This is a genomic window from Streptomyces sp. PsTaAH-124, assembly GCF_000373685.1.
Lineage (GTDB): Bacteria > Actinomycetota > Actinomycetes > Streptomycetales > Streptomycetaceae > Streptomyces > Streptomyces andamanensis.
Window position 1 is genome coordinate 211,007 of record NZ_KB892180.1, and the last position, 25,478, is coordinate 236,484.

General features: G+C 71.2%; 21 protein-coding genes and 1 pseudogene. 7 read left to right on the forward strand and 15 right to left on the reverse strand.

Features of this window, described 5'->3' with window-relative positions; translation table 11 throughout:
• Positions 1-57: 57 nt before the first annotated feature.
• The 7 genes from pyrE to B086_RS0124165 form a co-directional block, all read right to left on the reverse strand.
• Positions 58-606, reverse strand: a complete 549-nt coding sequence (pyrE, locus tag B086_RS0124135; RefSeq protein ID WP_018569007.1) for an orotate phosphoribosyltransferase — start codon at positions 604-606, stop codon at positions 58-60.
• Positions 607-616: 10 nt separating this feature from the next.
• Positions 617-1,405 carry an aldose 1-epimerase gene (locus B086_RS0124140; protein ID WP_018569008.1) on the reverse strand — a complete coding sequence of 263 codons (789 nt, stop codon included), beginning with the start codon at positions 1,403-1,405 and terminating at the stop codon, positions 617-619.
• A 148-nt stretch (positions 1,406-1,553) separates the two neighbouring features.
• Positions 1,554-2,639 (reverse strand): SRPBCC domain-containing protein, encoded by a 1,086-nt coding sequence (locus B086_RS0124145; RefSeq protein WP_018569009.1) that lies wholly within the window; start codon positions 2,637-2,639, stop codon positions 1,554-1,556.
• Positions 2,640-2,684: 45 nt separating this feature from the next.
• Entirely contained in the window at positions 2,685-3,362 is a 678-nt protein-coding gene (locus B086_RS0124150) for a response regulator (protein ID WP_026252722.1), read from the reverse strand.
• Positions 3,359-4,573, reverse strand: coding sequence for a sensor histidine kinase (locus B086_RS0124155; protein WP_026252723.1), 1,215 nt, complete (start codon positions 4,571-4,573; stop codon positions 3,359-3,361). The genes B086_RS0124150 and B086_RS0124155 overlap by 4 nt, the downstream gene beginning before the upstream one ends.
• 440 nt (positions 4,574-5,013) lie before the next feature.
• A complete protein-coding gene (locus tag B086_RS0124160; protein WP_018569012.1) occupies positions 5,014-6,597 on the reverse strand; it encodes a polyamine aminopropyltransferase in 1,584 nt (527 codons plus the stop codon).
• A 318-nt stretch (positions 6,598-6,915) separates the two neighbouring features.
• Positions 6,916-7,443 (reverse strand): DUF2617 family protein, encoded by a 528-nt coding sequence (locus B086_RS0124165; protein WP_018569013.1) that lies wholly within the window; start codon positions 7,441-7,443, stop codon positions 6,916-6,918.
• Positions 7,444-8,270: 827 nt separating this feature from the next.
• Here B086_RS0124165 and B086_RS0124180 point away from each other — a divergent pair.
• A complete protein-coding gene (locus B086_RS0124180; RefSeq protein ID WP_018569014.1) occupies positions 8,271-9,461 on the forward strand; it encodes a pyridoxal phosphate-dependent aminotransferase in 1,191 nt (396 codons plus the stop codon).
• Between the two features lie 596 nt (positions 9,462-10,057).
• Positions 10,058-10,750, forward strand: coding sequence for a hypothetical protein (locus B086_RS0124185; RefSeq protein ID WP_026252726.1), 693 nt, complete (start codon positions 10,058-10,060; stop codon positions 10,748-10,750).
• Here B086_RS0124185 and B086_RS43090 read toward each other — a convergent pair.
• The 3 genes and pseudogenes from B086_RS43090 to B086_RS0124200 form a co-directional block, all read right to left on the reverse strand.
• Positions 10,708-11,664, reverse strand: a complete 957-nt coding sequence (locus B086_RS43090) for a DNA cytosine methyltransferase (protein ID WP_199790779.1) — start codon at positions 11,662-11,664, stop codon at positions 10,708-10,710. The two genes, B086_RS0124185 and B086_RS43090, sit on opposite strands and share 43 nt — an antisense overlap.
• A gap of 576 nt (positions 11,665-12,240) precedes the next feature.
• Positions 12,241-13,142: pseudogene (locus B086_RS43095) on the reverse strand (IS5 family transposase); the annotation flags it as partial.
• Positions 13,143-13,417: 275 nt separating this feature from the next.
• Positions 13,418-13,954, reverse strand: coding sequence for a YbjN domain-containing protein (locus B086_RS0124200; RefSeq protein WP_018569019.1), 537 nt, complete (start codon positions 13,952-13,954; stop codon positions 13,418-13,420).
• A 139-nt stretch (positions 13,955-14,093) separates the two neighbouring features.
• On the opposite strand from B086_RS0124200, the gene B086_RS0124205 reads away from it, so the two are divergent.
• Positions 14,094-14,657, forward strand: coding sequence for a hypothetical protein (locus tag B086_RS0124205; RefSeq protein ID WP_018569020.1), 564 nt, complete (start codon positions 14,094-14,096; stop codon positions 14,655-14,657).
• A 28-nt stretch (positions 14,658-14,685) separates the two neighbouring features.
• Here the strand turns inward: B086_RS0124205 and clpB are convergent, their stop codons facing one another.
• A complete protein-coding gene (gene clpB, locus B086_RS0124210; protein ID WP_018569021.1) occupies positions 14,686-17,283 on the reverse strand; it encodes an ATP-dependent chaperone ClpB in 2,598 nt (865 codons plus the stop codon).
• 118 nt (positions 17,284-17,401) lie between these two features.
• Between clpB and B086_RS0124215 the strand changes: the two genes are divergently transcribed.
• Positions 17,402-17,821 carry a pyridoxamine 5'-phosphate oxidase family protein gene (locus tag B086_RS0124215; protein ID WP_018569022.1) on the forward strand — a complete coding sequence of 140 codons (420 nt, stop codon included), beginning with the start codon at positions 17,402-17,404 and terminating at the stop codon, positions 17,819-17,821.
• 158 nt (positions 17,822-17,979) lie between these two features.
• Here the strand turns inward: B086_RS0124215 and B086_RS0124220 are convergent, their stop codons facing one another.
• Positions 17,980-18,315 (reverse strand): hypothetical protein, encoded by a 336-nt coding sequence (locus tag B086_RS0124220; protein WP_026252727.1) that lies wholly within the window; start codon positions 18,313-18,315, stop codon positions 17,980-17,982.
• Positions 18,316-18,672: 357 nt separating this feature from the next.
• On the opposite strand from B086_RS0124220, the gene B086_RS0124225 reads away from it, so the two are divergent.
• Together B086_RS0124225 and B086_RS0124230 are read left to right on the forward strand one after the other, a co-directional pair.
• Positions 18,673-19,617, forward strand: a complete 945-nt coding sequence (locus B086_RS0124225; protein WP_018569024.1) for a hypothetical protein — start codon at positions 18,673-18,675, stop codon at positions 19,615-19,617.
• Positions 19,618-19,637: 20 nt separating this feature from the next.
• Entirely contained in the window at positions 19,638-20,639 is a 1,002-nt protein-coding gene (locus tag B086_RS0124230) for a helix-turn-helix domain-containing protein (RefSeq protein ID WP_018569025.1), read from the forward strand.
• On the opposite strand, the gene B086_RS45960 is transcribed toward B086_RS0124230, so the two are convergent.
• Together B086_RS45960 and B086_RS0124240 are read right to left on the reverse strand one after the other, a co-directional pair.
• Positions 20,593-21,645, reverse strand: a complete 1,053-nt coding sequence (locus B086_RS45960) for a helix-turn-helix transcriptional regulator (RefSeq protein WP_018569026.1) — start codon at positions 21,643-21,645, stop codon at positions 20,593-20,595. The two genes, B086_RS0124230 and B086_RS45960, sit on opposite strands and share 47 nt — an antisense overlap.
• A gap of 277 nt (positions 21,646-21,922) precedes the next feature.
• Positions 21,923-23,026, reverse strand: a complete 1,104-nt coding sequence (locus tag B086_RS0124240; RefSeq protein WP_018569027.1) for a sugar ABC transporter substrate-binding protein — start codon at positions 23,024-23,026, stop codon at positions 21,923-21,925.
• 591 nt (positions 23,027-23,617) lie between these two features.
• Between B086_RS0124240 and B086_RS0124245 the strand changes: the two genes are divergently transcribed.
• A complete protein-coding gene (locus tag B086_RS0124245) occupies positions 23,618-24,925 on the forward strand; it encodes an LPXTG cell wall anchor domain-containing protein (protein WP_018569028.1) in 1,308 nt (435 codons plus the stop codon).
• A gap of 95 nt (positions 24,926-25,020) precedes the next feature.
• Here the strand turns inward: B086_RS0124245 and B086_RS0124250 are convergent, their stop codons facing one another.
• On the reverse strand, positions 25,021-25,473 hold the full coding sequence (locus B086_RS0124250) for a heat shock protein transcriptional repressor HspR (RefSeq protein ID WP_018569029.1): 453 nt from the start codon (positions 25,471-25,473) through the stop codon (positions 25,021-25,023).
• Between the last annotated feature and the right edge of the window lie 5 nt (positions 25,474-25,478).

The window sequence follows — 25,478 nt, forward strand, 5'->3', positions numbered from 1 at the left end:
GTCGCCCCGCCTGTGGACAACCGTCTCGCGGGGCCGCGGCGGGCGCCCCGGCCCCCGTCAGTCCAGGCCCAGGTCGTCCTTGGAGTACGCGAACACGTACGGCACGCCCGCCTGCTCGGCGACCGCCTCGGCGGCGCCGGTGGCCCGGTCCACGATCGTGGCGACGGCGACGACCTCGGCGCCCGCCTCGCGCAGCGCCTCCACAGCGGTCAGCACCGAACCGCCGGTGGTGGAGGTGTCCTCCACGGCGAGCACCCGGCGGCCCGCCACCTCGGTGCCCTCGATCCGGCGCTGGAGGCCGTGCGCCTTGCCCGCCTTGCGCACGACGAACGCGTCGAGCGTCCTGCCGCGCGCGGCGGCGGCGTGCAGCATCGCCGTGGCCACCGGGTCGGCGCCCAGGGTCAGGCCGCCGACCGCCTCGAAGTCCAGATCGGCGGTCAGGTCGAGCATGACCTGACCGACCAGCGGGGCCGCCACGCCGTCCAGGGTGATGCGGCGGAGGTCGACGTAGTAGTCGGCCTCCTTCCCCGACGACAGGGTCACCTTGCCGTGCACCACGGCCTTGTCCTTGATCTGTTGCAGCAGCTCGCCGCGAACGTCGCTCATGGCAGTCAGCTTAAAGGCGGCACCAGGACCAGGTCGTCGTCGCCTCCAGCGGCTCCAGGGGCGTGACCAGGCGCGGACAGGTGTTGAGCCCGTCCGGCGGCCCGGTCTGCGGCTCCACGCACACCGCGGCCTCCTGCTCGTCGTAGACCACGACCCACTCCTCGGGGCTGGTCACCTCCAGCTCCAGCCGCTCGGGCCAGGTGAGGGTGACGCCGACACCGCCGGGCATGCCGAAGCAGTCGTCCCAGGGGCCGGGCAGCGGGTCGATGCGGCGGCCGGTGGGCAGATGGTCGCCGCCGCGCTCCTCCTGCCAGGCGGGCGTGAAGTCGAGGCGCACGTCCTGCCCGTCCAGGGTGCGGTTGAACCACGGGTGCCAGCCGATCTGCGCCGGGAACGACGAGTCGTACGTCTCCACGGCCATCGACAGCGTCAGCGCGTCCTCGGACAGCGCGACCACCTGGGTGATCCGGCCGGGGTAGGGCCACGGCTCGCCGAGGTCGTACGTCAGCACCGCCTCGTTCTCCGACACGCGGGCCATCTTCCAGACGCCGTCGCGCGCCGTGCCGTGGATGGCGTGCGGCGGGGAGTTGAGCGGCATCTGGTGGACGGTGGCACCGTCCCGGAACCTGCCCTCCCGGATCCGGCCGCACCAGGGGACCATCGGGAAACAGCCGAACCGGTCGCCCTGGCGGAGCAGTTCGAGGCCGCCCACCCGGAGTCCGCCGATGCGGGCGCCGTGCCCCGGCCGTACGGTCGCTTCCGCGTCGCCCGCGGTCAGCGTGATGTCGTCGTCGCTCACGCGACGAGGCTACTGGGCCGGTCGGGAGAGCACGGGCGGTACCGGCCGCCGCTCCGACGCGCGCCGGGGCCCGCACCGGACCCGCGCCTGGGGCGCGCCGGGGACGCAGCGGCATCCGTACGGCGGCCCCGTCCCGTCTCTCGCCGGGTCAGCGGCGCCGCCTGAGTGCCCGGCCCACGACGATCGCGCCGGCCACCATCAGGGCGGCGGCGGGGGCGGCCCAGCGCAGGGTGGAGTGGGCGGAGACGGTGAGGGGGGCGGGCACGGGGGCGTAGCGACCGCGCGGCGGGGCGTGGTCCACCTCCTCCGCGCTGCGTCCGATCATCGTGCGCCGGGCGTGCGCCGCCTCGGCGGGCGGGGTGCCAGCCGAGGTGAAGTCGTCGTCGGCGGGCGGACCGCCGCCACCGGCGGGAAGGCCCTGGTCGGTCCCGCCGCCCGCCACCGCGCCCCCGCTCGCCTCCAGACCCTCGCCGGGATCCTGGCCCAGGTCCTCGGCCTCGGCCTCGGCCTCGGCCTCGGCCTCGTCGATGCCGTCGTCGGCGACGTCGGCATCCTCCTCGTCCTCGTCGTCGGCCAGCGGGTCCAGGGACGACGGCGGGACCTCGGTGTCGAAGACGGAGCGGTGCCCGGACGGTCCGGCGGGTTCCGTACGGTCGGCGGCGGTCGCGCCCGGGTCCTGCCCGGCGTCCGTGTCCTTCCCGGCATCCGCGCCGGGCGGCGGCACCGGGGCGTCGTCCGCGTCCGGACCGGCCTCGAAGTCGCCGGTCGCCGCCGGGGCGAAGTCCTCCGTGGCCGACGACCGGACGGACTCGGCGGCGCCCGCCGCCAGGTTGTGCGCGAAGCGGTGCAGCAGCCGGGTCGCGGCGGACCGTACGGCGTCCGGGGCCAGCCCGGCGGCCCGGCCCCCGGCGGAGGCGGTGCCGCCGAAGACGAGGGCGGTGCCCTCGTCGGTGTCGCGGAGGCCGAGGGTGAGCCCGATCTTCACCGCACCGCTGCCGCGCGACTCGGTCGCCTCGCCCTCGACGGCGTACCCGCCGTCGTCGCGGGGGCGGACCCGCAGCGTGCCCCGGTAGGTGATGGAGTGGCCGCCGATACGCACCTTCAGCCGGCCGGCGACGGGCTCGGCCCCCGCCTCCTGCTGAAGCCCGGGTACCGCGCGGGCCACCCGCGCGGGATCGGCGAGCACCGCCCGCAGCCGCCGGGCCGGAACCGGAACGAACACCTCGTGCTCCATGTCAGCCGAGGTTACCCAGTGGCGCGCCGGATTACCCTCCGACGGTCAGGTCTCGCTCCCCGGGCGCACCAGGCCCGTCTCGTAGGCGAGCACCACCGCCTGGGCGCGGCTGGCGAGGCCGAGCTTGGTCATGGTGCGGTTGAGGTGCGTCTTGACCGTGGCCTCGCTGATGAAGAGGCGGTCGGCGGCCTCGGCGTTGGTCAGGCCGCGGGCGACCAGGCGCAGCACCTCGACCTCCCGGGAGGTCAGCGCGCCCAGCCGGGACAGCGGGCCCGCGGGCTCGGCCAGGGTGTCCGGGCGCTGGGTGAACGCCTCCACCAGGCGCCGGGTGACGCCGGGCGCGAAGAGCGAGTCGCCGCCGTGCACGGCGGTCACCGCGGCCAGCAGCCGTTCGGGCCCTGCGTCCTTCAGCAGGAAGCCCGACGCACCGGCCCGCAGGGCGTCGTACACGTACTCGTCGAGGTCGAAGGTGGTGAGGATCAGGATGCGCGGTGCCGGGCCCTGCGCCTCGGCGAGGATCCGGCGGGTCGCCTCGATGCCCGTCGTCCCGGGCATCCGGATGTCCATGAGGATCACGTCCGGGCGGATCCGCGCGGCCAGCGCCACGGCCTCGGCGCCGTCCGCCGCCTCCCCGGCGACCTCCATCCCAGGGGCGGCGCGCAGCAGCGCGGCCAGTCCGCTGCGGACGAGGAACTGGTCGTCCACCACCAGCACTTGGATCATTCCGTGTCGGCGCCTCCCCGGCGTGCGGCCTGTTCCGGCGGTGGTGTCGGAAGGGTCAGGCGCACGCCGAATCCCCCCTCGCGCCGCGGTCCGACGGCGATCGTCCCGTCGTAGAGCTTGGCGCGCTCGCGCATACCGATCAAGCCATGGCCGCCGGTCCCGGCCGTTCTGGCTCGATTCCCTCCGTCATCGGTCACCGAAACCGTCACCTCGTGCGGCAGATAGACGAGTTCTACGTCCGCGCGGGCGCCCGGGGCATGCTTCAGCACGTTCGTCAGGGCCTCCTGGATCACCCGGTAGACGCACAGCTGCACTCCCGGGGGCAGCGGCCGGGGGGTGCCGCGGATCCGTACGCCGACGCGGACGCCCCCGGCCCGGACCCGTTCCACCAGCTCCTCCAGCCGGTCGAGGCCGGGGGCCGGCTCGGTGGCGGCGCCGCCCTCCCGGAGGCCGTAGGTCTCGCCGGTCCCGGGGGTCCCGCCGGTCCCGGCGGCGCCTTCGGCTCCTTCGGCGCGCAGCAGCCCCAGCATCCGCCGCAGCTCGGCCAGGGCCTCGCCGCCCGCCGCGCCGATGGTGGTGAGTGCCTGGCGGGCGGTGCGGGTGTCGGTGTCGAGGACGAACCGGGCGAGGCCCGCCTGAATGGTGATCACGGCCATGTGGTGGGCGATCACGTCGTGCAGTTCGCGCGCGATCCGCACCCGCTCCCCGGCGACCTCGCGCCGGGCCCGCTCGGCCTGTTCGGCTCGCAGCCGCACCGTCAGCTCGGCGGACCGGCGGGCGACCTGGCCGAACCGCCACAGGACGAGCGGGTAGCCGACGGCCTGGCCGACGACGGACGCCATGGTGTCGGAGTGGCTGACCACTCCGGCGTAGACCCAGGTCCCGCCCAGCAGCCCGGCGCAGGCGGCGGCGGTCCGGGCGGAGCGGGCGGCGGCCACCGTGTAGAGGGCGACCATGGCGGCGGGCGTGTCCACCACCGGCCAGTGGCCGAGCGCCACATACGCGATCCAGCACAGATGAACGAAGAGGAAGACGCCGAGCGGGACCCGGCCGCGCAGGGCGAGCGACAGATTGGCCAGGGCGACGAGGGCCCAGGCGGCGGGGTCGAACGGCGGCCACCCCTGGGCGGCGGCCTCGGCACCGAGCAGGCCCGCCACGGCCGTCGCCACCAGGGCCGTCAGGCCGTCGACCGCGCGGGGGTGGATCCGCATCGCCGGAGCGTAGACCCCGTGCACGGGCCGCCGCGTCACCCCTGCGCCGTACCGCGGAAGGTGGAGGCGGACGGCGGAAGTACCGCACAGGTTGACGGCGCCTCCACCCCTGGCGGGATGCGCGGTTCCCCGGCGGCCCGTAGGTTCGTGCGGCGACGGCGTCACGCGGGACGTACGGGGGACGTACGGGAGATACCGGGGATACCAGCGACGTACGCGGAACCGCGGGGTGCCGTCCGACGGGGGAGGCGCTTGGGGGTACAGCGGCCCGTCCCGCTCCCGGGGGGAGAGGGGGACGGCCCGCCACGCCCCCGGCCCACTCCCCTCTCACTCCCTCCGGGTCTCTCCCCGGGCCCCACGGCTTCCGCGTCCCGCGGCCCCCGGGCCCCACCGCCTCCACAGCCCCCGCGCGCCCCCGCCCGTTCCGCAGGAACGTTGCCTCAACCGGCGTACCGCGGGTGGACGAGTGTCGAGGGAGGCAGGTCCGGGACCCGGGCACGGGCCGCGGCGCGGGCGTCGGCGGCCAGAGCGCCGGGGGTGAGGGTGCTCGGGCGCGGCGCCCCGGGGTCCAGGGTGAGGACGGGTGCGGTGCGCGAGGCCAGCAGGAAGCCCCAGTCGCGGGGCGCGCGGGCCGCGCCGGTGGTCCGGTCGGGACCCGCGGCGAAGCCGGAGTCGCGGCCGGTCACCCGGTAGGGCGCGGTCCGCAGCCCGGCGGCGCGCACCGTGGCGTCCACCGTCCAGAAGACGTGCGGACGGGAGGAGAAGGGCCCGGCGTGCACCGCGAGCCGCCCGCCGGGCGCCAGGGTGCGCCGCGCCAGACCGTAGAACTCCTGTGCGTACAGCTTGGTGCTCGCCGTGATGCCCGGATCGGGCAGATCCTCGATCACGACGTCGTACGCCGCCGCCGGTGCCCCGCGCAGCCAGCCGAAGGCGTCGGCCGTGGTCACATGGAGGCGCCGGTCGCGGTAGACATGGCCGTTCAGCCGGGCCAGCGCCGGGTCGGTGCGGGCGAGGCGGACGACGGCCGGGTCCAGTTCCACGAGGTCCACCCGCTCGACGCCCCGGTGGCGCAGCACCTCGCGGGCGGCGAGGCCGTCGCCGCCGCCGAGGATCAGCACGCGCGCGTGCGGACCGCTCATCGCGGGGCGGACCAGCGCCTCGTGGTAGCGGCGCTGGTCCTGGCCGCCGACCCGCAGCCGCCCGTCGAGGAACAGATCGAGCGGGCGGCCCCGGGTGCCGCCGGTGAGGACGATCTCCTGGACGCCGCTCTGTGCCGCCACGCGCACGTCGTCGCCGTACACCGCGTGCCGCGCCGCCTGTTCGAAGTCGTCGACCAGGACGGCGGCCGAGGCCAGCAGGCCGAGCACGGTGAGGTTGACGGCGAGCAGCAGCCAGCGGGCGCGGCGGCTCAGGTCGCGCCGGAACAGGCCGAGCACGAGGGCGCCCCCGGCCACGATGTTGACCGCGCCGGTGAGCAGCGCGCCGGTCAACTGGCCCAGCAGCGGCAGCAGCAGGAAGGGGAAGGCGAGGCCGCCGACGAGGGCGCCCACGTAGTCGGCGGCGAACAGGTCGGCGACCGCGCCGCCCGCGTCCTGGCGACGGATCCGCTGGATCAGCTCCATCAGCAGCGGCACCTCGGCGCCGATCAGCAGCCCGATCGCCAGCGAGAAGGCGACCAGCAGACAGCGCGGGCCGTCCGTCCACAGGCCGCCCCAGGCGCCGGTCCAGGCGAACACGGCGTAGAGCGCCATGGCGCTCAGGCCGCCGACGAGGGCGAGCGTCGCCTCGATCGCGCCGAAGGCGACGGCGGCGTGCCGGCGCAGCCGCTTGGCGGCGAGCGAGCCGATCCCCATGGCGAACACCATGAGGGACAGCACGACGGACGCCTGGGTGACCGAGTCGCCGATCAAGTACGAGGCGAGGGCGACCAGTTCGAGTTCGTACACCAGGCCGCAGGCGGCGCAGACGAAGACGCCCGCGAGGACGAGGAACCGCCCGGTGCCCGGCCGCACGGGCAGCCACACGGGATCGGCGCAGCTCCGGGACGCCTTCGGGCCGGACGCCGTGGCGCCTGGCGGGTTCGGGCGGGGCGGGCCGGAGCGGGACGGGTCAGGACGGCGGCCCGGAGCGGCACGGGTCGGAGCCGAGGAGGCCGAGGAGGGCAGAGCCGAAGCGGGCAGGGCCGAGGGGGGCGGGGCCGAGGGGGGCGGGGCCGGACCGGGCGGTGCCGGGGCATGCGGTTCGATCACAGCTGTGACGTTACGTCACAGATCTATCACGTATCGTCACCCACACGTGTGGAAACCGGAGTTGTGGCTGCCCCCCGCGTTTGACGAACCCCCTCACCTGACCGGAACCGGTGCCCGGCGGCGGGCGCCGACCCGGGTGCGGGTCGCCACCAACTGGCCGTCCTGCGGATAGGCGTGCCAGGTGCGCCAGTGGACCTGGCCGCCCTGCCGCTGCGCCAGCATCGCGGTGAACGCGTGCGGGCTGCCCGGGAAGACGCCGGCCAGTCCGTGCGGGTGGTCGGAGACGAGGGCCAGCAACTCCTGGGCGCGGCCCGCGAACGAGCCGGGCGTGAGTTCCTCGACGCGCGCCGCGAACTCGTACTCCCAGTCGCCCACGCGCTTGGCCACGCCGAGCGGAAGGGGCGTGCTGGAGCCCGCGATGCACGCGACCGTCTCCGAACACGCGCCCCGCTCCTCCTCCAGGAGGACCTGGTGGGAGGCGCCGAGAAGTCTCAACTGGAGTTTTGCCTCGGCCATTTCGAGGTCGAGCACGGCCAGGGCGGGCAGTGGTTCGCGCCCCAGGGCCCAGGCGAGGTCGGCGGCGCTCGTGTCGGTGTAGGAGGTGTTCAGGGTCGTGAGCATGGATCGGCTCCGCTAGCACGCAGAAGAAAGAAGACTTGGGGCCCGGCGCACCCCGGTCGACACGAGGAGGACGGCCCGGCCACCCCGGTTCGGAACCAGTTCGGAACCCGGTCCAGAAACCAGTTCGGAAGAGGTGTGAGCAGGATGTCCTGGGGGCTGCGTCGGCGAGTAGAGCGAACCATGAACGGCGGTGCCGCCACAGCCTTTTTACCCAACTTCGGAGGGTTTCCATCCCTCAGAGGGCCTACCTGCTCAACTGTTCAACCACGGCGTACGCCTCGGCGCGCACGGGGCGCGCGCCGAGGCGCGGTCCTTCTCCCGTTCCGGCGCCGCGCGTCAGCCGCCCCCGCACCCGCCCCCGCAGGACGAACCCCCGCCGCACGAGGAGTGGCCCCCGCAGGAGGAGTGGCCCCCGCAGGAGTGGTGGCCGCCCGAGTGACCGCCCGAGTGATGGCCGCCGGAGTGGTGCCCGGAGGACGAGTCCCCGCCGGAGCCGCCGTCCGAGGACGCCCACCACCCCGCTCCCCCGGCGCCGCCCCCGCTCACCCCGCGCCGCACGCGCCGCCCCTTGGACAGCGCGACCTTCCGCCCGCGCCCGCGGCCCCGGCGCACGGCCCCGACCAGGACCGCGCCGAACACCGCCGCGACCAGTACCAGAACCACCGCACCCCCCATGGGCTCCACGCTCCCTTCCGATCCCGCGGACAGCGCCCGCGGGTCCCCCGAAACGGCCCCCCGTGGGCGTTCCGCTCCCTGCGTGCCCGGGAGATGCCCGGCCACCGCCCGGCCCAAAGCACACTTGAGGAAGTCCAGAGCTTGGGCGCAGGATGACCGGCATGACCTCCAGCGCACGCCCCCTGCTCAACCGCCGGCTCGCCGAGTTCGGGACGACCGTCTTCGCCGAGATGTCCGCCCTGGCCGCCGCGACCGGCTCCATCAACCTGGGGCAGGGGTTCCCCGACACCGACGGCCCCGAGGAGATCCGCGAGGCCGCCGTGCGGGCGCTGCGCGACGGCCGCGGCAACCAGTACCCGCCCGGCCCCGGCGTCCCGGAACTGCGCACCGCCGTCGCCGCCCACCAGCAGCGCCGCTACGGCCTCTCCTACGACCCGGACACCGAGGTGCTGGTCACGGCGGGCGCCACCGAGGCCATCGCGGCGGCGCTGCTGGGGCTGCTGGAGCCCGGCGACGAGGTGGTCGCCCTGGAGCCGTACTACGACTCCTACGCGGCCTGCATCGCCATGGCGGGCGGCCGCCGGGTGCCGGTGACGCTGCGCCCGCACGACGGCGCGTTCCGGCTGGACCTCGACGAACTGCGCGCCGCGGTCACCGACCGCACCCGGCTGCTGCTGATCAACACCCCGCACAACCCCACCGGCACGGTCCTCACCCGCGAGGAGCTGACGGCCGTCGCCGAGCTCGCCGTGGAACGCGATCTGCTCGTGATCACCGACGAGGTGTACGAACACCTGGTCTACGACGACGCCGTGCACATCCCCCTCGCCACCCTCCCCGGCATGCGCGAGCGCACGGTCACGATCGGCTCCGCCGGCAAGACGTTCTCCTTCACCGGCTGGAAGGTCGGCTGGATCACCGCGGCGCCCGGCCTGGTCACGGCGGTGCGCTCGGCCAAACAGTTCCTGACGTACGTGGCCTCGGGCCCCTTCCAGTACGCGGTCGCCGAGGCGCTGGCCCTGCCCGAGTCGTTCTTCACCGGCTTCCGCGCCGAGATGCTGGCCCGCCGGGACGTCCTGACGGCCGGGCTCGCGAAGGCGGGCTTCACGGTGTTCCGGCCCGCGGGCACCTACTTCGTCACCACCGACATCCGTCCGCTCGGCGAGAGCGACGGCTTCGCCTTCTGCCGCGCGCTGCCGGAGCGGGCCGGTGTGGTCGCCATCCCGAACGCGGTCTTCTACGACCACCGCGACGAGGGCGCGCCCTTCGTCCGCTTCGCCTTCTGCAAGCAGAAGGCGGTGATAGAAGAGGCAATCGAAAGGCTGTCTAGGCTGCGGAAATGAGTCTCATCCTGGCCAGGAACCCGGAACGGCAGACGGGGCCAGGGGGTTACGGGCGCGCGTCCAGCTCTCCAAGGATCGGGCCAGGAGATCTCCGCCACGTGAGCAGGAGGGGCGTACAAGGTTGCTCCCGGGCTGCTCGTGCTTGGGATGTCCCGGAGGGGCACGAGGAGCCTTCGTAACCCCGTGGCACACGACTCACAAGGCGACGCGTCCGGAGCTGGACCGGAGAGCGGTCCGACACTCGCCCCAGCTGGTCAGCGCTGTGTATGTGGTTGGGATGCGGCAGAGACCTCACTTAAGGCACGCAAAAGCTAACTCCCGTGGTTCCGCTGCATGGAAATCGAACAATTACGTAACACTACAGGGCAATAATGGCATATGCCCCCAATCTATACTATAAGATCATGAAGATTCACTAAACTGGGTTAATCAGGGCACAGGAAGAGTTCTGCCGAGGCGGGCCTCTCAGCTATGCCTACAGACATGCGCAGGCATGGCGCCTTGCCGGTCAGGTCATGCTCAACATGAGCGAACGACGTCGATTGAAGGTCCAGTTCGGGTTACCGTCCGGCGCTCGGCGTGGCATCATTCCTGGCATGGCAGTGCAGGATGATTCCCGTGAACAGCAGATGCGCGACCGCTTCAATCTGAGGGTCACCGAAGACCGAAAGAGAGACGGCATCGACGCCTTTCTCCGGATAGAGGATCAGATTGTGAACTTCGAGCTGAAGTCTACGACCAGTGGATCGGTTTCCACGGTACGTGACTTCGGACCGAAGCACATCGAGAAATGGGAAGATCTGCACTGGATCATTGCCGTCTACGAAAAGACCGGGAAGGAGATCCTCAAATGCCATTACGCCTCCCCGATCGACATGGCCCCTTGGATTGACGGCAAGCGCCACTATGTCATGCCGGATGTTGTGCTTGGCCAAGACATTGCCTCAAAGTTGACTTCAGATACAGCAATCAAGATTTTTGGCGGACGCACAGCGCCTTACACAAAAGAAGACGCCAAGTGGATCATGAAGAACCAGTGGAGTGCCGCCCAATACAAAGAGGCGATGGACGAGACAGATGGATATTCACTGGATCGCATGACGGAAATGCTCCAGCTTCGCTGCTCCTACCTTATGGCGCGTGGGTCCACGCTAAACAACCCACATATTGAGCGCACTTTTGTTGACCAGCTCCCCCTTCTCGACGAGGAGGAGCCAGCTATCAGCCTCAGGCAATACGTAAGAAACTACCTCTTGAGTGCGTCCGCCACGGAGGACGCCACAGCGTAGGCAAGTGGCGGTGGTACGGCGTTGCCGATCTGCCCCAGAGTCATGTACGTGGCACCAACAAAAGGCCAGTCCTCGGGGAATCCCTGAATTAGAGCGACATCAGGGACTGAAAGGCGGAAGTGCCCGTTCTTTGCGACGAAGGCCCTTGCCGACTCTCGGGACGCTGCAACCCCGTTCGGCCAAATCTTCAGCGAGTCAAACTTCCTTTGGGCGGCAACACTGTTCAAGATTGAAGTAGTGTGTCGGGGGCCTGTAAGACTGCTTCGAATTGTCGGCGAGAGATCGTCGGTTCCGATATCGGGAAGCCCCAGAGCTTCCCGAAGCCCCATGCATCGGTCGCCCCCGGCATCGATGGTCGCGTCACTCCAGTAGTGCGTGGGTTGTGGCGCTTTCCATCGGTTTGCAACTCGCTTGTTACGAAAACCGACAAAGAAAATACGGCGACGGACCTGTGGGACTCCAAAGTCGCACGCCTGCAGGGTTACAGGTGTTACATGATAATGCTCGGAGAGAGGGCCCGAAATATTCTCGACAACATAGTTGGAGAATTTGGCGCTGCCCAGAGCCGGGACATTCTCTCCGATGAACGCCATAGGCTTGATTTCGTTCACGGCTCGAACGAATTCTGGCCACATGTCACGCTCATCGAGATGACCCCTTTGCCGCCCTGCGTTTGAGAACGGCTGGCAGGGTGGACCGCCGTGAACGACATCGACGAGTCCACGCCATTTCTTGAAATCTACACCGCGAACGTCACCTGACTCGCCGCCGTAAACATCCCAGCCGGGGCGCGCCTTCTTAAGGGTCTGACCGGCCTCTTCCATGATTTCGAACGAGGCAACGTGCAAGAATCCCGCCCGTTCAAATCCGAGGTCCAATCCACCACCACCGCTGAACAAGGACAGCGAACGCAAGCCTCCCGTGTCGCGGACCGGCATTAGGTCGAGTGGGTTAAGTTTCGGACTATTGATATCGTGGACTGGCTCCGGACCCTCTCCAGCCAAGGCGGACTGCCGTGCCCTTCGGGACTCTTGCGCGATGCGCCTGTATCGCTCACGTTCCCCTGCAGTCAGCAAGCGAGGCTGATGGAAAGGTGACGTCGACGGGATACGACTGGGGATCAGGACGTCATCTCCATCGGCCACCGAATTCGAGGAGTGGTCGAAGAGGTTCTCTTGGCGGGCAGCATGACCAGACATGCAGGGAAGCTTACGAGATACCCCTACCGCTTGTCAGCTGGGTTGTGGATAAGTCCTTCCGGCGACTGGCTCTACCAGGCATCTGTCACGCATACGTACGAACCTGTCACAGCTAGCGCCGGCTCTGGTCAGCCTTGAGGGTCAAGGTTCATGAGTCGATGCTGCATGGTGCGTGTCACCACACGGTCCGCCCCGTCACCGGTCAGGTGCGCGGTCACGGCGGCAGTCGGCGCGAGGGCCTGTTCGGAGGTCTGGGCAGTGGCGTTGATCCAGGGCTTCCCTATAGGGCGTGTCTGACAAAGGATCTTGGGCGGGTTCTCTGAGCCAGAGGATGAGTGAGGCGAGGTGGACTCCGGCCTTGTAGCGGTCGGCGAGTATGTCGAAGCGGGTAGCGATCGCGCGGAACTGCTTGAGCCGGCCGAAGCAGCGTTCGACGACGTTGCGGGCTTTGTAGAGCTTGCGGTCGAAGGCCGGCGGTCTGCCGCCGGCCCGGCCGCGTCGCAGACGGTTTGCCTTCTGGTCGGCCCGCTCTGGAATCACGGCTTGGATACCTCGCCCGCGCAAAGCCTGGCGGATTGCCCGTGAGGAGTACGCCTTGTCCGCGAGGACCGCGTCAGGTCTGCGGCGGGGCCGTCCGGCACCGGTCCGGGGCACTCGCAGCTCGCCCATGACGGTGTCGAAGACGATGGAGTCGTTGACATTGCCCGGCGTGACGACGACGGCCAGGGGCAGGCCCCGGCCGTCGCAGGCAAGATGAACCTTGGTGGTCAGCCCGCCGCGGGACCGGCCCAGCGCTTGGCGAACCGCCGAGCGTGCCGGATCCTCCAGTTCGTCCCCCGCCTGTGCCCCCTTTTTCGGGCACCGGCGGCGTGCTGGTGAGCCCGGCTGACCGTGGAGCCGACCGAAACGGTCCACTCCACGGCCCCGACGGAGTCGTCGCGGACCTGGACCTGCTCCAGCAGCCGGGCCCAGGTGCCGTCCGTCTCCCAGCGGGCGAACCGCTCATAAACCGTCTGCCACGGCCCGTAGCGCTCCGGCAGATCACGCCACGGTGCACCTGTTCGCAACCGCCACAACACCCCGTTGATCACCTGCCGATGATCCCGCCACGGCCGTCCACGGCCATCAACGCCAGGCAGCAACGGCGCAATCCGCTGCCACGCCGCATCCGTCAGCTCACCACGACCCACCACAAGATCAATTATCAGACAGGACCTGGGCGCGTCTACCTTGAACCTCTGCAAGCAGATCCCGGTCCTCCAGGAGGCGGCGGAGCGGCTCGGGAAGCTCGCGGGCTGAAGTCCCTCCCCGGCCCGCGCGGGCCGGGGTTCTCCACAGCCTGTGGACGGGCGGTGCATGAAGAGGGGCCCGGCCCCCGCCGCGCACGGCGAGAGCCCGGCCCCGGCGCGCCCGTCGATGACGGTGCGCGCCCCGGCCGGGCTCTCGTTCGCCGAGGGAGAGGCGGCGCTTACGCCTCTGTGTCGCCCTCCTCGGGCTGGGCGGCCTCGCCGGACTCGCCCTCCAGGCCGAGCTGCTCGATGAGCCAGCGGTCGAACTCCAGGGCGGCCCGCACCCAGCTGACCGTCGAGGAGACGAAGTGCTCGATGCTGACGCCCATGCCGATCAGCATCTGCGCCTCGCCGATGAGGCGGACGGTGCCGTCGTCGTGGGTGTGGGTGTAGACCTTGGGCCACAGGGTGCGCCGGTTCCAGTCGTCGATGGACTCCAGGAGCTGCGGCTTCTCGTCGATCTTGTGCGGCCGGTCGTAGAACGTCCGCACCGAGAAGACCTGCTGGTCGTCCTCGCCGCGGAACATGAAGTACGTGCGGAACTGCTCCCACGGCGCGACGAGGTCACCCTCTTCGTCGACGAGGTGCTTCAGTTCCATCTGGTCCAGGAGCTGCTTCACGAGGTCCTGATCCGGGACGACGGGGCCCGCCGGTCCTTGGGGCTGCGGCTCGGGCTGGCCCCCGAAGTTCGGAATCGAGGACGGGTCGATGCTCACCGTGTTTTTCCCTTCGTACGGATCCTGTCATCCTCCCCCATGCGGGGAGGGGGGTGGCAAGCCCCGGCGGGGCCTGTCAGCCGTGGGCTGACATGATCCGGCCCACGAGGTGACACCGTACGGGGAACGGGGGGACGACATGGTGTGCGGACCCGGCGCGGCGGCGGGCCGGGGCGGAGCGCGCGGGCGCCTGTGGTGGCCGCTCGCGGCGGTCCTCGGGGCGCCGTTGGCTGCCGCACTGGCCGCCCTGGGCGTGCTCGCCGCGGCAGCGGCGGGCGAGGCGCGGGACGAGCCCGGCGGGCCGCGGCAGGCGGACTGCGCCGAGGCGCTCGCCTTCGGCGGCGCGAGGCTCCCGGCGGGCGCCCACGACGCCCGGTGCACCGTACGGACCTGGCTGGACACCGAGTACGAGGCCGTCTTCCGGATGCCGCGCCGGGACGTGCGGGGCCGGCTGCGCGCCACCTACCCGGACGCGCCGGAGTCCGGGACGGCGTCCTGCGTCCCGGACTCTGCGGGTCCTCCGGGCTCCGCGGACCCCGCCGGCCTCTGCCTCGACCTGGGCCTCACCGAGGGCGACGGGAACCGCGCCGGGCGGGTCCCCGGCAGCGCCGACCCCGGTTTCGGCGCCGCCGCCGTCCAGGTGGCGGTGGTGTACGAGGGCCCGGACCAGGCCCTCGTCACCTTCACCGCGTTCACCGTCTGAGCGGGACCGGGGATCCGCGCGCCGGTGCCTACAGCGTCTTGCCCGTCGCCGGTCCCACCAGCAGCCCCTCGCCGAACCGGTCCACCCGGACCGTGTCGCCGTCCTTGATCTCGCCGGACAGGATCTCCCGGGCCAGCCGGTCGCCGATGGCGGTCTGCACCAGGCGGCGCAGCGGCCGGGCGCCGTAGGCCGGGTCCATGCCCTCGTCGGCGAGCCAGGTCAGCGCCTCGGGCGTGACGTCCAGCGTCAGGCGCCGCTCGGCCAGCCGCTTGGCCAGCCGGTCGATGGCCAGCTTCGCGATCCGGCTCAGCTCCTCCTTGGTCAGCGCGGAGAAGACCACGAGGTCGTCCAGGCGGTTGAGGAACTCCGGCTTGAAGGAGGCCCGGACCACCTCAAGGACCTGTTCCTTCTTCTCCGCCTCGCTGGTGACCGGGTCGACCAGGAACTGGCTGCCCAGGTTGGAGGTCAGCACCAGGATGACGTTGCGGAAGTCGACCGTGCGGCCCTGGCCGTCGGTGAGCCGCCCGTCGTCGAGCACCTGGAGCAGGATGTCGAAGACCTCCGGGTGCGCCTTCTCCACCTCGTCCAGCAGGACCACGCTGTACGGGCGGCGCCGGACCGCCTCGGTGAGCTGGCCGCCCTCCTCGTACCCCACGTAGCCGGGCGGGGCGCCGACCAGCCGGGCCACGCTGTGCTTCTCGCTGTACTCCGACATGTCGATGCGGACCATGGCCCGCTCGTCGTCGAAGAGGAAGTCCGCCAGCGCCTTGGCCAGCTCGGTCTTGCCGACACCGGTGGGGCCGAGGAAGAGGAACGAGCCGGTGGGCCGGTCCGGGTCCGCGATGCCCGCGCGGCTGCGCCGCACCGCGTCGGAGACGGCGCGCACGGCCTCGCCCTGCCCGATCAGCCGCCTGCCGATCTCGTCCTCCATGCGCAGCAGCTTCTGCGTCTCGCCCTCCAGCAGCCGGCCGGCCGGGATCCCGGTCCAGGAGGCGACCACGTCGGCGATGTCGTCGGGGCCGACCTCCTCCTTGACCATGGTGTCCTTGGCGGCCTCCTCCTCGGCGCGCGAGGCGGCCTCCAGTTCCTTCTCCAGCTCCGGGATCTCGGCGTACAGCAGCTTGGAGGCGGTGTCGAAGTCGCCGTCGCGCTGGGCGCGCTCGGCCTGCCCGCGCAGGTCGTCCAGCTTCTCCTTCAGCTCGCCGACCCGGTTGAGGGACTGCTTCTCCTTCTCCCAGCGGGCGGTCAGGCCGCGCAGCTCCTCCTCCTTGTCGGCGAGGTCGCGGCGCAGCTTCTCCAGCCGCTCGCGGGAGGCCGCGTCGGTCTCCTTGTCGAGCGCCAGCTCCTCCATGCGCAGCCGGTCGACGGCGCGCTGGAGCTCGTCGATCTCGACCGGCGAGGAGTCGATCTCCATACGGAGCCGGGAGGCGGCCTCGTCGACCAGGTCGATGGCCTTGTCGGGCAGGAAGCGGGAGGTGATGTACCGGTCGGACAGGGTCGCGGCGGCCACCAGCGCGGAGTCGTTGATCTGCACCTTGTGGTGGGCCTCGTAGCGGCCCTTGAGCCCGCGCAGGATGGCGATGGAGTCCTCGACGCTGGGCTCGGCGACCAGCACCTGCTGGAAGCGGCGCTCCAGGGCCGGGTCCTTCTCGATCCGCTCGCGGTACTCGTCGAGCGTGGTCGCGCCGACCATGCGCAGCTCGCCGCGGGCCAGCATCGGCTTGAGCATGTTGCCCGCGTCCATCGCGGAGTCGCCGCCGGCGCCCGCGCCGACGACGGTGTGCAGCTCGTCGATGAAGGTGATGATCTGGCCGTCGGAGTCCTTGATCTCCGCCAGGACCGTCTTCAGCCGCTCCTCGAACTCGCCGCGGTACTTCGCGCCCGCGACCATCGCCCCGAGGTCCAGGGAGACCAGCCGCTTGTCCTTCAGGGACTCGGGCACGTCACCCTTGACGATCCGCTGGGCGAGCCCCTCCACGACGGCGGTCTTGCCGACGCCGGGCTCACCGATGAGGACCGGGTTGTTCTTCGTACGCCGTGACAGCACCTGGACGACCCGGCGGATCTCCTGGTCCCGGCCGATGACCGGGTCCAGCTTGCCCTCGCGGGCCGCCGCCGTGAAGTCGGTGCCGAACTTCTCCAGGGCCTTGTACTGGCCCTCGGGGTCGGGTGTGGTCACCCGGCGCCCTCCCCTCGCCTTCTGGAACGCCTCTTGCAGTTTCTTCGCACTCGCACCCTGCCCGGTGAGCACCTCGCCGGCCGCGCCGCCCTTCGCGGCGATGCCGAGCAGCAGATGCTCGGTGGACAGGTAGTCGTCGCCCAGGTCCCGCGCCCGGTTCTGCGCGTCCGCGATCACGGCCAGCAGCTCGCGGTTCGGCTGCGGCGGCGCGACGGTGGACCCGGTCACACTGGGCAGCGACGCGAGCACCCGCTCGGCGCCCGCGCGGACCGACGCCTGGTCGGCGTCGACGGCCGACAACAGGTCGATGATGTTCTCGTTCTCCTGGCCCTCCAGCAGCGCGAGCAGCAGGTGGGCAGGGGTCAGATCCGGGTTTCCCCCGGTCACGGCCCGGTTTCCGGCCGCCTGAATGGCGTCCCGGCTCCTGTTGGTCAGCTCGGCGTCCACGGTCGCTTCTCTCCTCCTCGGCGTCAGCGGTCTGCCACGTCTCCCAGTACTGACTCAATCAACGTGCACAAAGTTGAGTCTATTCCACTCAAGGATGAACGGCGCCTACATTCTTGCCATGGCCACCACGACGTACACCCTCGACCCGGGGGTTCCCGACGCGCCGTACCTCAGCTTCTGGCGCGAGCGGCATGTGTGCACCCTGACCACCCTGCGCCCGGACGGGACCCCGCACGTCGTGCCGGTGGGCGTGACGTACGACCCGGAGGCGCGGCTGGCGCGCGTGATCACCAGCAGCACCAGCACCAAGGCGCGCAATGTGCTGGCGGCCGGCGAGGAGGGGGCGGTGGCGGCGGTGTGCCAGGTGGACGGCAGGCGATGGGCCACGCTGGAGGGGCGGGCCCGCGTCCGGACGGAGCCGGAGCGGGTCGCGGAGGCGGAGCGCCGCTACACGGAGCGCTACCTGCGGGCGCCGCGGCCGAACCCGCAGCGCGTGGTGATCGAGATCGAACTGACCCGGGCGCTGGGCCGCGGCTGAGCCCGCAGACCCGGAGCGGCTGTTTCCGGCCAGAGCATCAAGGCGGCGGTATCCGGAGGAATCGTCCTGAAACTGCAGCGGCGTCACCGTGTTCAGGTCACGGTGACGCCGCTGCGGGGGGAAGCGCCTGAGCGATCTGTTACGACGGGGGAATCGCGTCAGGCACTGCGGGGGGTGGCTGAGATGGTCCTGATGTCGGCGGGCTCCGGCGCCACCTGCCGGTGATCCCGCTGGTCCAGGTTCACGAAGATCATTCCGTAGCGGATGGCACACCGTACGGGCTGCGGCGCCCCCCGAGGACGCCGCAGGCACCGGTAGGCCCGTACGTCCCCGTCCTCGTCCCGCGTGACGACGACCGGCTCTCCGAAGACGGTCACCATCAGCGAGTCACCGCTGTGGGGGATGGCGGTGACCAGGTCGATGAAGTGCCAGCCGGAGCGGTAGGCGGTGGCCATTTCACGGCGGAAGGAACGGTCGTCGGGTGGTGTGGTCACATCAACTCCCGGCTCCATCTGCAGCAGCGGCGCGCTCACCGGTGGTGGCGGAGTTCACCGCCACCGACGGCCAGGTGCTGTTCGCCTGAACATCACTCTTCGCACTGTGGATGCCACTCAGCGCGCCGAGGGCCACAACGGCGGAGAAGGCGGCGACAAGCACCGAGCGAAGCAGTCTGTTACCCATAATCGGCTTCGTCCTCACTTGAAGGTCCCCTTTTCCCCCGTCACGTACGACGATGGCTCATTCGGGCACGTCATGGCCACACAATCGGTGCATCATGTTCCTGCATGTTCAGGACCCTGGGGGGTGGAGATTTGACAACGAATCACATAAATCCGACACATCCCCATGCGATGAACGAGCTGTGCGGGGACGGCAGCCGCCTCTACGCGGCCGCTCTGCGCGCGGGACGTATCACCCGAACGGACGCGGAACCGGCTCCCTGTCTGATGGAGTTCGCCCTGCTCCATCCCGATCCGGACGACCCCGACTGGCTGCGTCCGGTACCCCCGGCGCTCGCCCTCGCCCAGCGGCTCAACCCCATCGAACGCGAGATCACCGAACGCCGCCGCGCGGCGAGCGACCTCGCAGACGCCTTTGAGCCGTTCATGGCGCTGAGCGCGCAGACCACCTCCGGCGGTGACTCGATCACGGTGCTGGAGGGCGGCGAGCGGATCAACACGGCGCTCAACCTGGCCACCGCCCAGTGCCGCACCGAGATGCTCACCGTCCAGCCCAGCGACCGCGTCTCGGAGCGCAGCGTGCTGCGCGGTCTGGAACGCGACCGCCCGCTGATCGAGCGCGGCGTCCGCATCCGCACCCTGTACCAGCACACCGCACGTTACAGCCAGGAGAAGCTGGCCTACGCCGCCCAGCTCGCCGACGGCAAGGTCGAGTACCGCTCGATCGACGAACTGGTGGAGCGGCTGATCGTCTGCGACGAGTCGGTCGCGTTCATCCCCACCCGCGACGACCAGCAGGTCGCCCTGGAACTGCGCCACCCCGGCCTGGTCCGCTACCTGATCAAGGTCTTCGAGTTCATGTGGAGCCGCGCCGTCCCGCTCAGCGCCGGCACCCCCTACGAGACCGCCCCCGACGGCATCACCGAGATCCAGCACTCCATCGCCAAGCTCCTCGTCGAGGGCCATGTCGACGAGGCCATCGCCCGCAGGCTCGGCATGAACGTGCGCACCTGCCGGGCCCACATCGCCAAACTGGCCACCGCCCTGGGCAGCGGCAGCCGGGCCCAGCTCGGCTATCTGATCGCGCAGTCCGGGATCCTGGAGCAGGGACACTGAAACCGACGGGAGGAAACCCAGTGAGCCCGGCACCGCACCCGGAGCACGGCGCCGCCGAGCTGTGCCCCGCGGGCACGACGCTGTACGAACGCGCCCTGCGGGACGGGCGGCTGCCCGCCGAGGCCGCGGACGAGGCCCCCTGCCTGGTCGACTTCGGCCTGCTGCACCCCGCGGTCGACGACCCCGGCCGGCTGGAGCCGGTCGCCCCGGCCACCGCGCTGCACCGGCTGCTGCGCGCCACCGCCGAACGCATCGCCGACGAACGCCGCCGGGAGGAGCGCCTCGCCGAGAGCTTCGCGCCCCTGATGCGCATCGACGACCGCCCCGCGCGCCCCGCCGACAGCGCCTCCATACGGCTGCTCAGCGGCACCGAGCGGATCAACCGGGCCATCACCGAGACGATGGCCGCCGCCTCCCGCGAGAGCCTGTGCGTCCAGCCGCCGGTGCGCCGCGTCAGCCACGAGCGCGCCGAGGCGGCCGAGGCCATCGCCATGGTCCGCGACCAGGACCTGCTCGACCGCGGCGGCCGCATCCGCACCCTCTACCAGCACACCCACCGCCACCTCCCGCTCGCCCACGCCCGCTACGAGCAGCTGAGCGGCGACGTCGAGGCCCGCTCCCTGGACGAGGTCACCGACCGGCTCGTCGTCATCGACCGCACCGTCGCCTACGTCCCCGCCAACCCGGACGGCACCCTCGCCCTGGAGGTCCGCCACCCCGCGCTGGTCTCGTACTTCGTCACCACGTTCGAGCGGTTCTGGCGGCTGGCCACCCCGATGTACCCCACACCCGTCCAGCAGCCCTCCCCGGGCGGCATCACCGCCCGCCAGCGGGCCATCGCGGGCCTGCTCGTCGAGGGCCACACCGACTCGGTGATCGCCGACCGGCTCGGCATGAACGTCCGCACCGCGCGCGTCCACATAGCCAAGCTCGCCGCCACCCTGGGCAGCGAGAGCCGGGCCCAGCTCGGCTATCTCATCGGGCGGTCGGGGATCCTGGACCCCGAGCCCCGGGAACCCTGACCACGGCCGCCCCCACCGCGCGCGGCGGCCCGTCCAGGCCCGCCTGGGCGATGCGCACGCCCAACTGCGTACGGCTGGCCGCGCCCAGCGTCTCCGACAGCCGGGCGATGTGCGCCCGGCAGGTGCGCACGCTGATGCCCAGGCGCTCGGCGATGACCGCGTCCTGGTGCCCGTCGGCCAGCAGCGCCGCGATCGACTGCTCCCGGTGCGAGATGCCCTCGATCCCGGTGTCGGGCAGCGCGGCGGAGAGCGGGATCGCCAGCCGCCACTGCCGCTCGAAGACCGTCACCAGGTACTCCACCAGCGCCGGGTGGCGCAGTTCCAGGGCCATGGTGTGATCGGCGTTGGCCGGGATGAAGGCCACCGTGCGGTCGAAAAGGATCAGCCGGTCGATCACCTCGTCCAGGGTGCGCGCCTCGACCGCCTCGCCCATCAGCTCCATGTAGTTGAGCAGGCCCTGCCCGTGCCGGGCCACATGCGTGTACAGGTCGCGCATGCGCACCCCGCGGGCGCGCAGCGCCAGCGCCCGCGGCAGCCCCTCCGACAGCTCGTGCTCCCGGCGGATCCCGCCCGGCTGCACGGTCAGCACCTCGGTGGTGCACACCTGGGTCGCCTCGTCCATCGCCGCCTGGATCCGCGCCAGTCCGTCCAAGACCCGGATCGCGGCGCCCTCGGCGCCCGCGGCGGGCATCCGCACCGGGCCGCCGAGGCCCGCGTACCGCTCGAAGGCCGCGACCGCCGAACCGACCCGCCGGTGGCTCTCGCTGACCTCGTCGTACATCCCGCGCAGCAGCCGGGTCATGACCTCCTGCGGCGCGGTCGGCACCAGGAAGTCCATGTCGTCCGGGTCCGGGTGCAGCAGGGCCAGTTCAAGCAGGCAGGGCACCGGGTCGGCGTCGCCGCGGGGCACCCGGCCGCGCCGTACGGCCCGGGAATACACCCGATCCCCGGCCTCGCACAGTCGGTCGGCGCCGTGAGGATGCTGCTGCGCCCCGTGCCCGGCCATGGCTCATCACACCCCCGGTTTCCGCGTGGTTCCGCAGCGCAACTATGCGCGGCCCGGACCGCCTGTGCAACACGGGTCCGCTCCGGCCGGGCGGCGGAAAACACCGTTCCCACCCGGTATGTACGGGCCTCCGAGGCACCCCTTGCAACAAGCTGGGGGCAGGTGCGGCACCCCGGTACGACCCGTACGGGGGACCCCGCTCCGACGCGGACGCCGTCCGGCCGCTTCCGGCCCGTCACTTCCGGTCCGGCGCTTCCGGCGCATCACTTCCGGTCCGTCACTTCAGCCCGGCCGCGGTGCAGTCCGCCCGGTAGTCGGCCGTGCAGATGTCGGAGACCTTGTAGACGCCGTCGGCGATGACCGTCTCCTTGATGTTGGCCCTGGTCAGCGCGACCACGGAGACGAGCTGCGAGGGAATGCCCTTGGTGGTCGGGCTGTCGACCCGGTCCCGGGTCAGCGAGTCGAACTGGATGTCCTTGCCCTGCACCTTGGCGAGGGCCATCTCGGCGGCGTTCTCGGCCTCCGTCGGATAGGACTTGTACACGGTCATGTACTGTTCGTCGCTCACGATCCGCTGGACCGCGGGGAGTTCGGCGTCCTGGCCGACGACCGGGGGCAGCTTCGTCACGCCCGCGGCCTTGAGCGCCTCGATGGCGCCGCCCGCCATGCCGTCGTTGGCGGCGTACACGGCGTCGATGCCGTGCTTGCCCAGCGCCTCGATCGCCTCGGCCGTCTCCGAACGGGCGATCTCCGCCTTCCAGTCCTTGGTGTCGTAGGACCTGGCGATCGTCACCTTGCCGTTCAGTTGGGCCAGGGCGCCCGCCTTGAACTGCTTGGCGTTGGGGTCGGTGGGCGAGCCGTTGATCATGACGATTTTGGCGGCGCTGCCGGCGTCCGACCCCAGTGCCTGGAGCAGCGCGCGGCCCTGCACCTCGCCGACCAGTTCGTTGTCGAAGGAGATGTACGCGTCGATGGGGCCCTCGGCGAGCCGGTCGTAGGCGATGACCGGGATACCGGCGGCCTTGGCCTTCTTCACCTGCCCGGCGATGCCGTGCGAGTCGACGGCGTCCAGCACGATGACGTCGGCCTTGTCGTCGATCATCTGCTGCATCTGGCTCGCCTGCTTGCCCGCGCTCGCCCCGGCGTTGGCGTAGGTGACCCGGCCCTTCCCGTGGGTCAGTTCGGCGACCTTCTTCTTGAGGGCGGGCGCGTCGAACCGGTCGTAGCGCGTGTTCGCGGTCTCCGGCAGCAGCAGACCCACCGTCACGTCGTCGCCCTTGGCCGGGCTCGCCTTGCTGGTGCCCGTCCCTCCGAACGCCCCGCAGGCGGTCAGCGGCAACGTCAGCGTGGCGGCGGCCACGGCCAGGGCGGTACGGCGCATCGAGGTACTCACTTCTGGTGCCTTCCGGACGAGGGCGCAGCATTGCGTCCCAGGTGCCAGAAAAGCCAACGCGGCGGCCCCCACCGGCGTCAAGCGGAACCGGCTAACGAGATGACAACACCACGTTCCGCTTTCTGTACGGAAACTTTGCGGTAACGGCCGCAATCCGCACCGAACTTGCCTTTTACGGGCACTTGGTCCGGACCATTCGGCAAAGCGAAGGGCCCGGACCGATCCGGCCCCTTCGCGGTACGGGACGAGCCCCCCCCCGACAGGAGGCGTGCACGGCCGCCTCCTCCGGACCCGGTGCCGCGGAACCGGCGCTTCCCCCGTCGTAGCGAAGTGGTGACGAAGCACGGATCGATCACGAACGAACGGTGAGTGAAGATGAATGCACCGCGAACCGCCGGGGGGAATGCAGGACCGGCCGGAAAAGCGGTCTCTCTCCTCACTCGTTCTCACCGCTCGTTCGGCGCTCTCGGCTCACGCTGTCCAGGGCGCCCTGCGTTCTTCTGTTCCACGCTGCCTCATCGGGCTCACGGCCGCCGTTCGTGCCGTGCGCCCTGTCGACTCCCGGGGGGGAAGTCCACCATGTCCGCTCGTTCCATCACCGCCCGCCGCCTTTGCACCCTGGCCGCCACCACCGTCGTCGCCGCCGTGGCCGGCGCCGTGTTCGTCCCGGCCACCGCCGGCGCCGCCGAGCAGGCGGCCACCGCACCGCTGAAGATGACCCTCGGCGCGCCCAGCCCGGCCGGTCCGCTGGAGCGCGGCGGCGCCACCGAGTCGATGACCCTCACGGTCACCAACTCCTCCGACCACGCGGAGGACTTCGCGGCCTGGCTGAAGGGCAAGGCCAAGGGCCCGAGCCCGCTGCTCGCCGACTCCGTCGTCCTCGGTGTCACCGCGCTGGACGCCCCGGCCACCAAGTCCATGGTCGGTCAGCAGGACGGTCAGTGGCAGGGCCTGTTCTACCCGGCGTCCGGCGACGCGTCGTCCTCCTTCTCGGTCCCGGCCAAGGCCACCTTCACCTGGAAGGTCACCGTCGGTCTGGGCGCCCACTACCCCACCAACGACGGCGACTTCACCCTCACCGCCGCCGGGCTGCGCAACAACGTCGAGGCCGACCCCGCCGCCGACACGGCCGTCTTCAGGACCAGGCCGGAGATCGAGCCGGGCAAGCTGAACACCTCGTTGACGTGGGACGGCGTCGTGGCCCGGCCCGGACGGCGCGCGGGGCTCGTGCTGACCACGACGGCCACGGGGCCGGGCGAGTTCCCCGCGCAGGTGAACCGCACGGTCTACGTCGACGGCTCCACTCCGTCGGGCACCCTGCGCAAGCACCTGATCCTGGAGGCGGAGGTCGGCGGCAAGATCGTCACGATGAACCAGACCGACGCGGGTGTCTGGGAGCTTCCCCCGCTGCCGAAGGGCTTCGGCGCCGCATCGGGCCCCCAGAACCTCAAGCTGTACTTCTCGCTGAGCTTCAACACCTCCATCGACCAGGAGATCTCGTTCCCGTTGAGGGCCGCCTACTCCATGGGTGACTCCCACGAGTTCAACGGTGCCGCGGTCCAGGTGAAGGCGGGCCCCGAGAACTCCGGCACGAGCACCCCCGCCCCCTCCGGCTCCTCGACCAAGGCCCCCTCCGGCTCCGGCTCCGGCTCCGCCGAGCCCACCGCGTCCGCGTCCGCCTCCGCCACGGCACCGACCGCTGCCACCGGTGGCAGCACGGGCGGTGGCACCGGCACCACCCTCACGACCGCCGTCGGCGGCGGCTCGCTGGCCCACACCGGCGCGTCCTCCACCGGCCTCTACACCGCCCTGGCCGGTGTCCTCGTCGCCCTCGGCGGCGCCGCCGCCTGGATCGGCGCCCGCCGCCGTCGCGCGGCGCGCGTCTGACCCGTACGGCCGCCTGCCGAGACACGAAAAAAGGGGGCCCGGAGTGATCCGGGCCCCCTTTCCGTGGCACACGGGAGACGGCTGCGCCGCGGGCGTCAGTCCGGGGACTGCTGCCGCTTGGGCCGCCAGACGACCAGCGCGCTGGTCTGCTGCACCTCCTGGTACGGGACGAGGTCCCGCCGGTAGGAGGCGTGCACGGCGGCCTCGCGCTGGCGCATGGTGGCCGCCGCTCCCTCCAGGGCCGACTGCAACTCCACGACCCGGGACTGCAACGCGGCGACCTGGTTCTCCAGTTCGATGATCCGCTTGATGCCGGCCAGGTTGATGCCCTCGTCCTGCGACAACTGCTGCACCTGGCGGAGCAGTTCGATGTCACGGGCGGAGTACCGGCGGCCCCGGCCCGCGGTGCGGTCCGGGGACACCAGGCCCAGCCGGTCGTACTGACGGAGGGTCTGCGGGTGCAGTCCGGACAGCTGCGCCGCCACGGAGATGACGTACACCGGTGTGTCTTCCGTCAGTTCGTACGGGTTGCGACGGCGGCCGTCCATCTCCC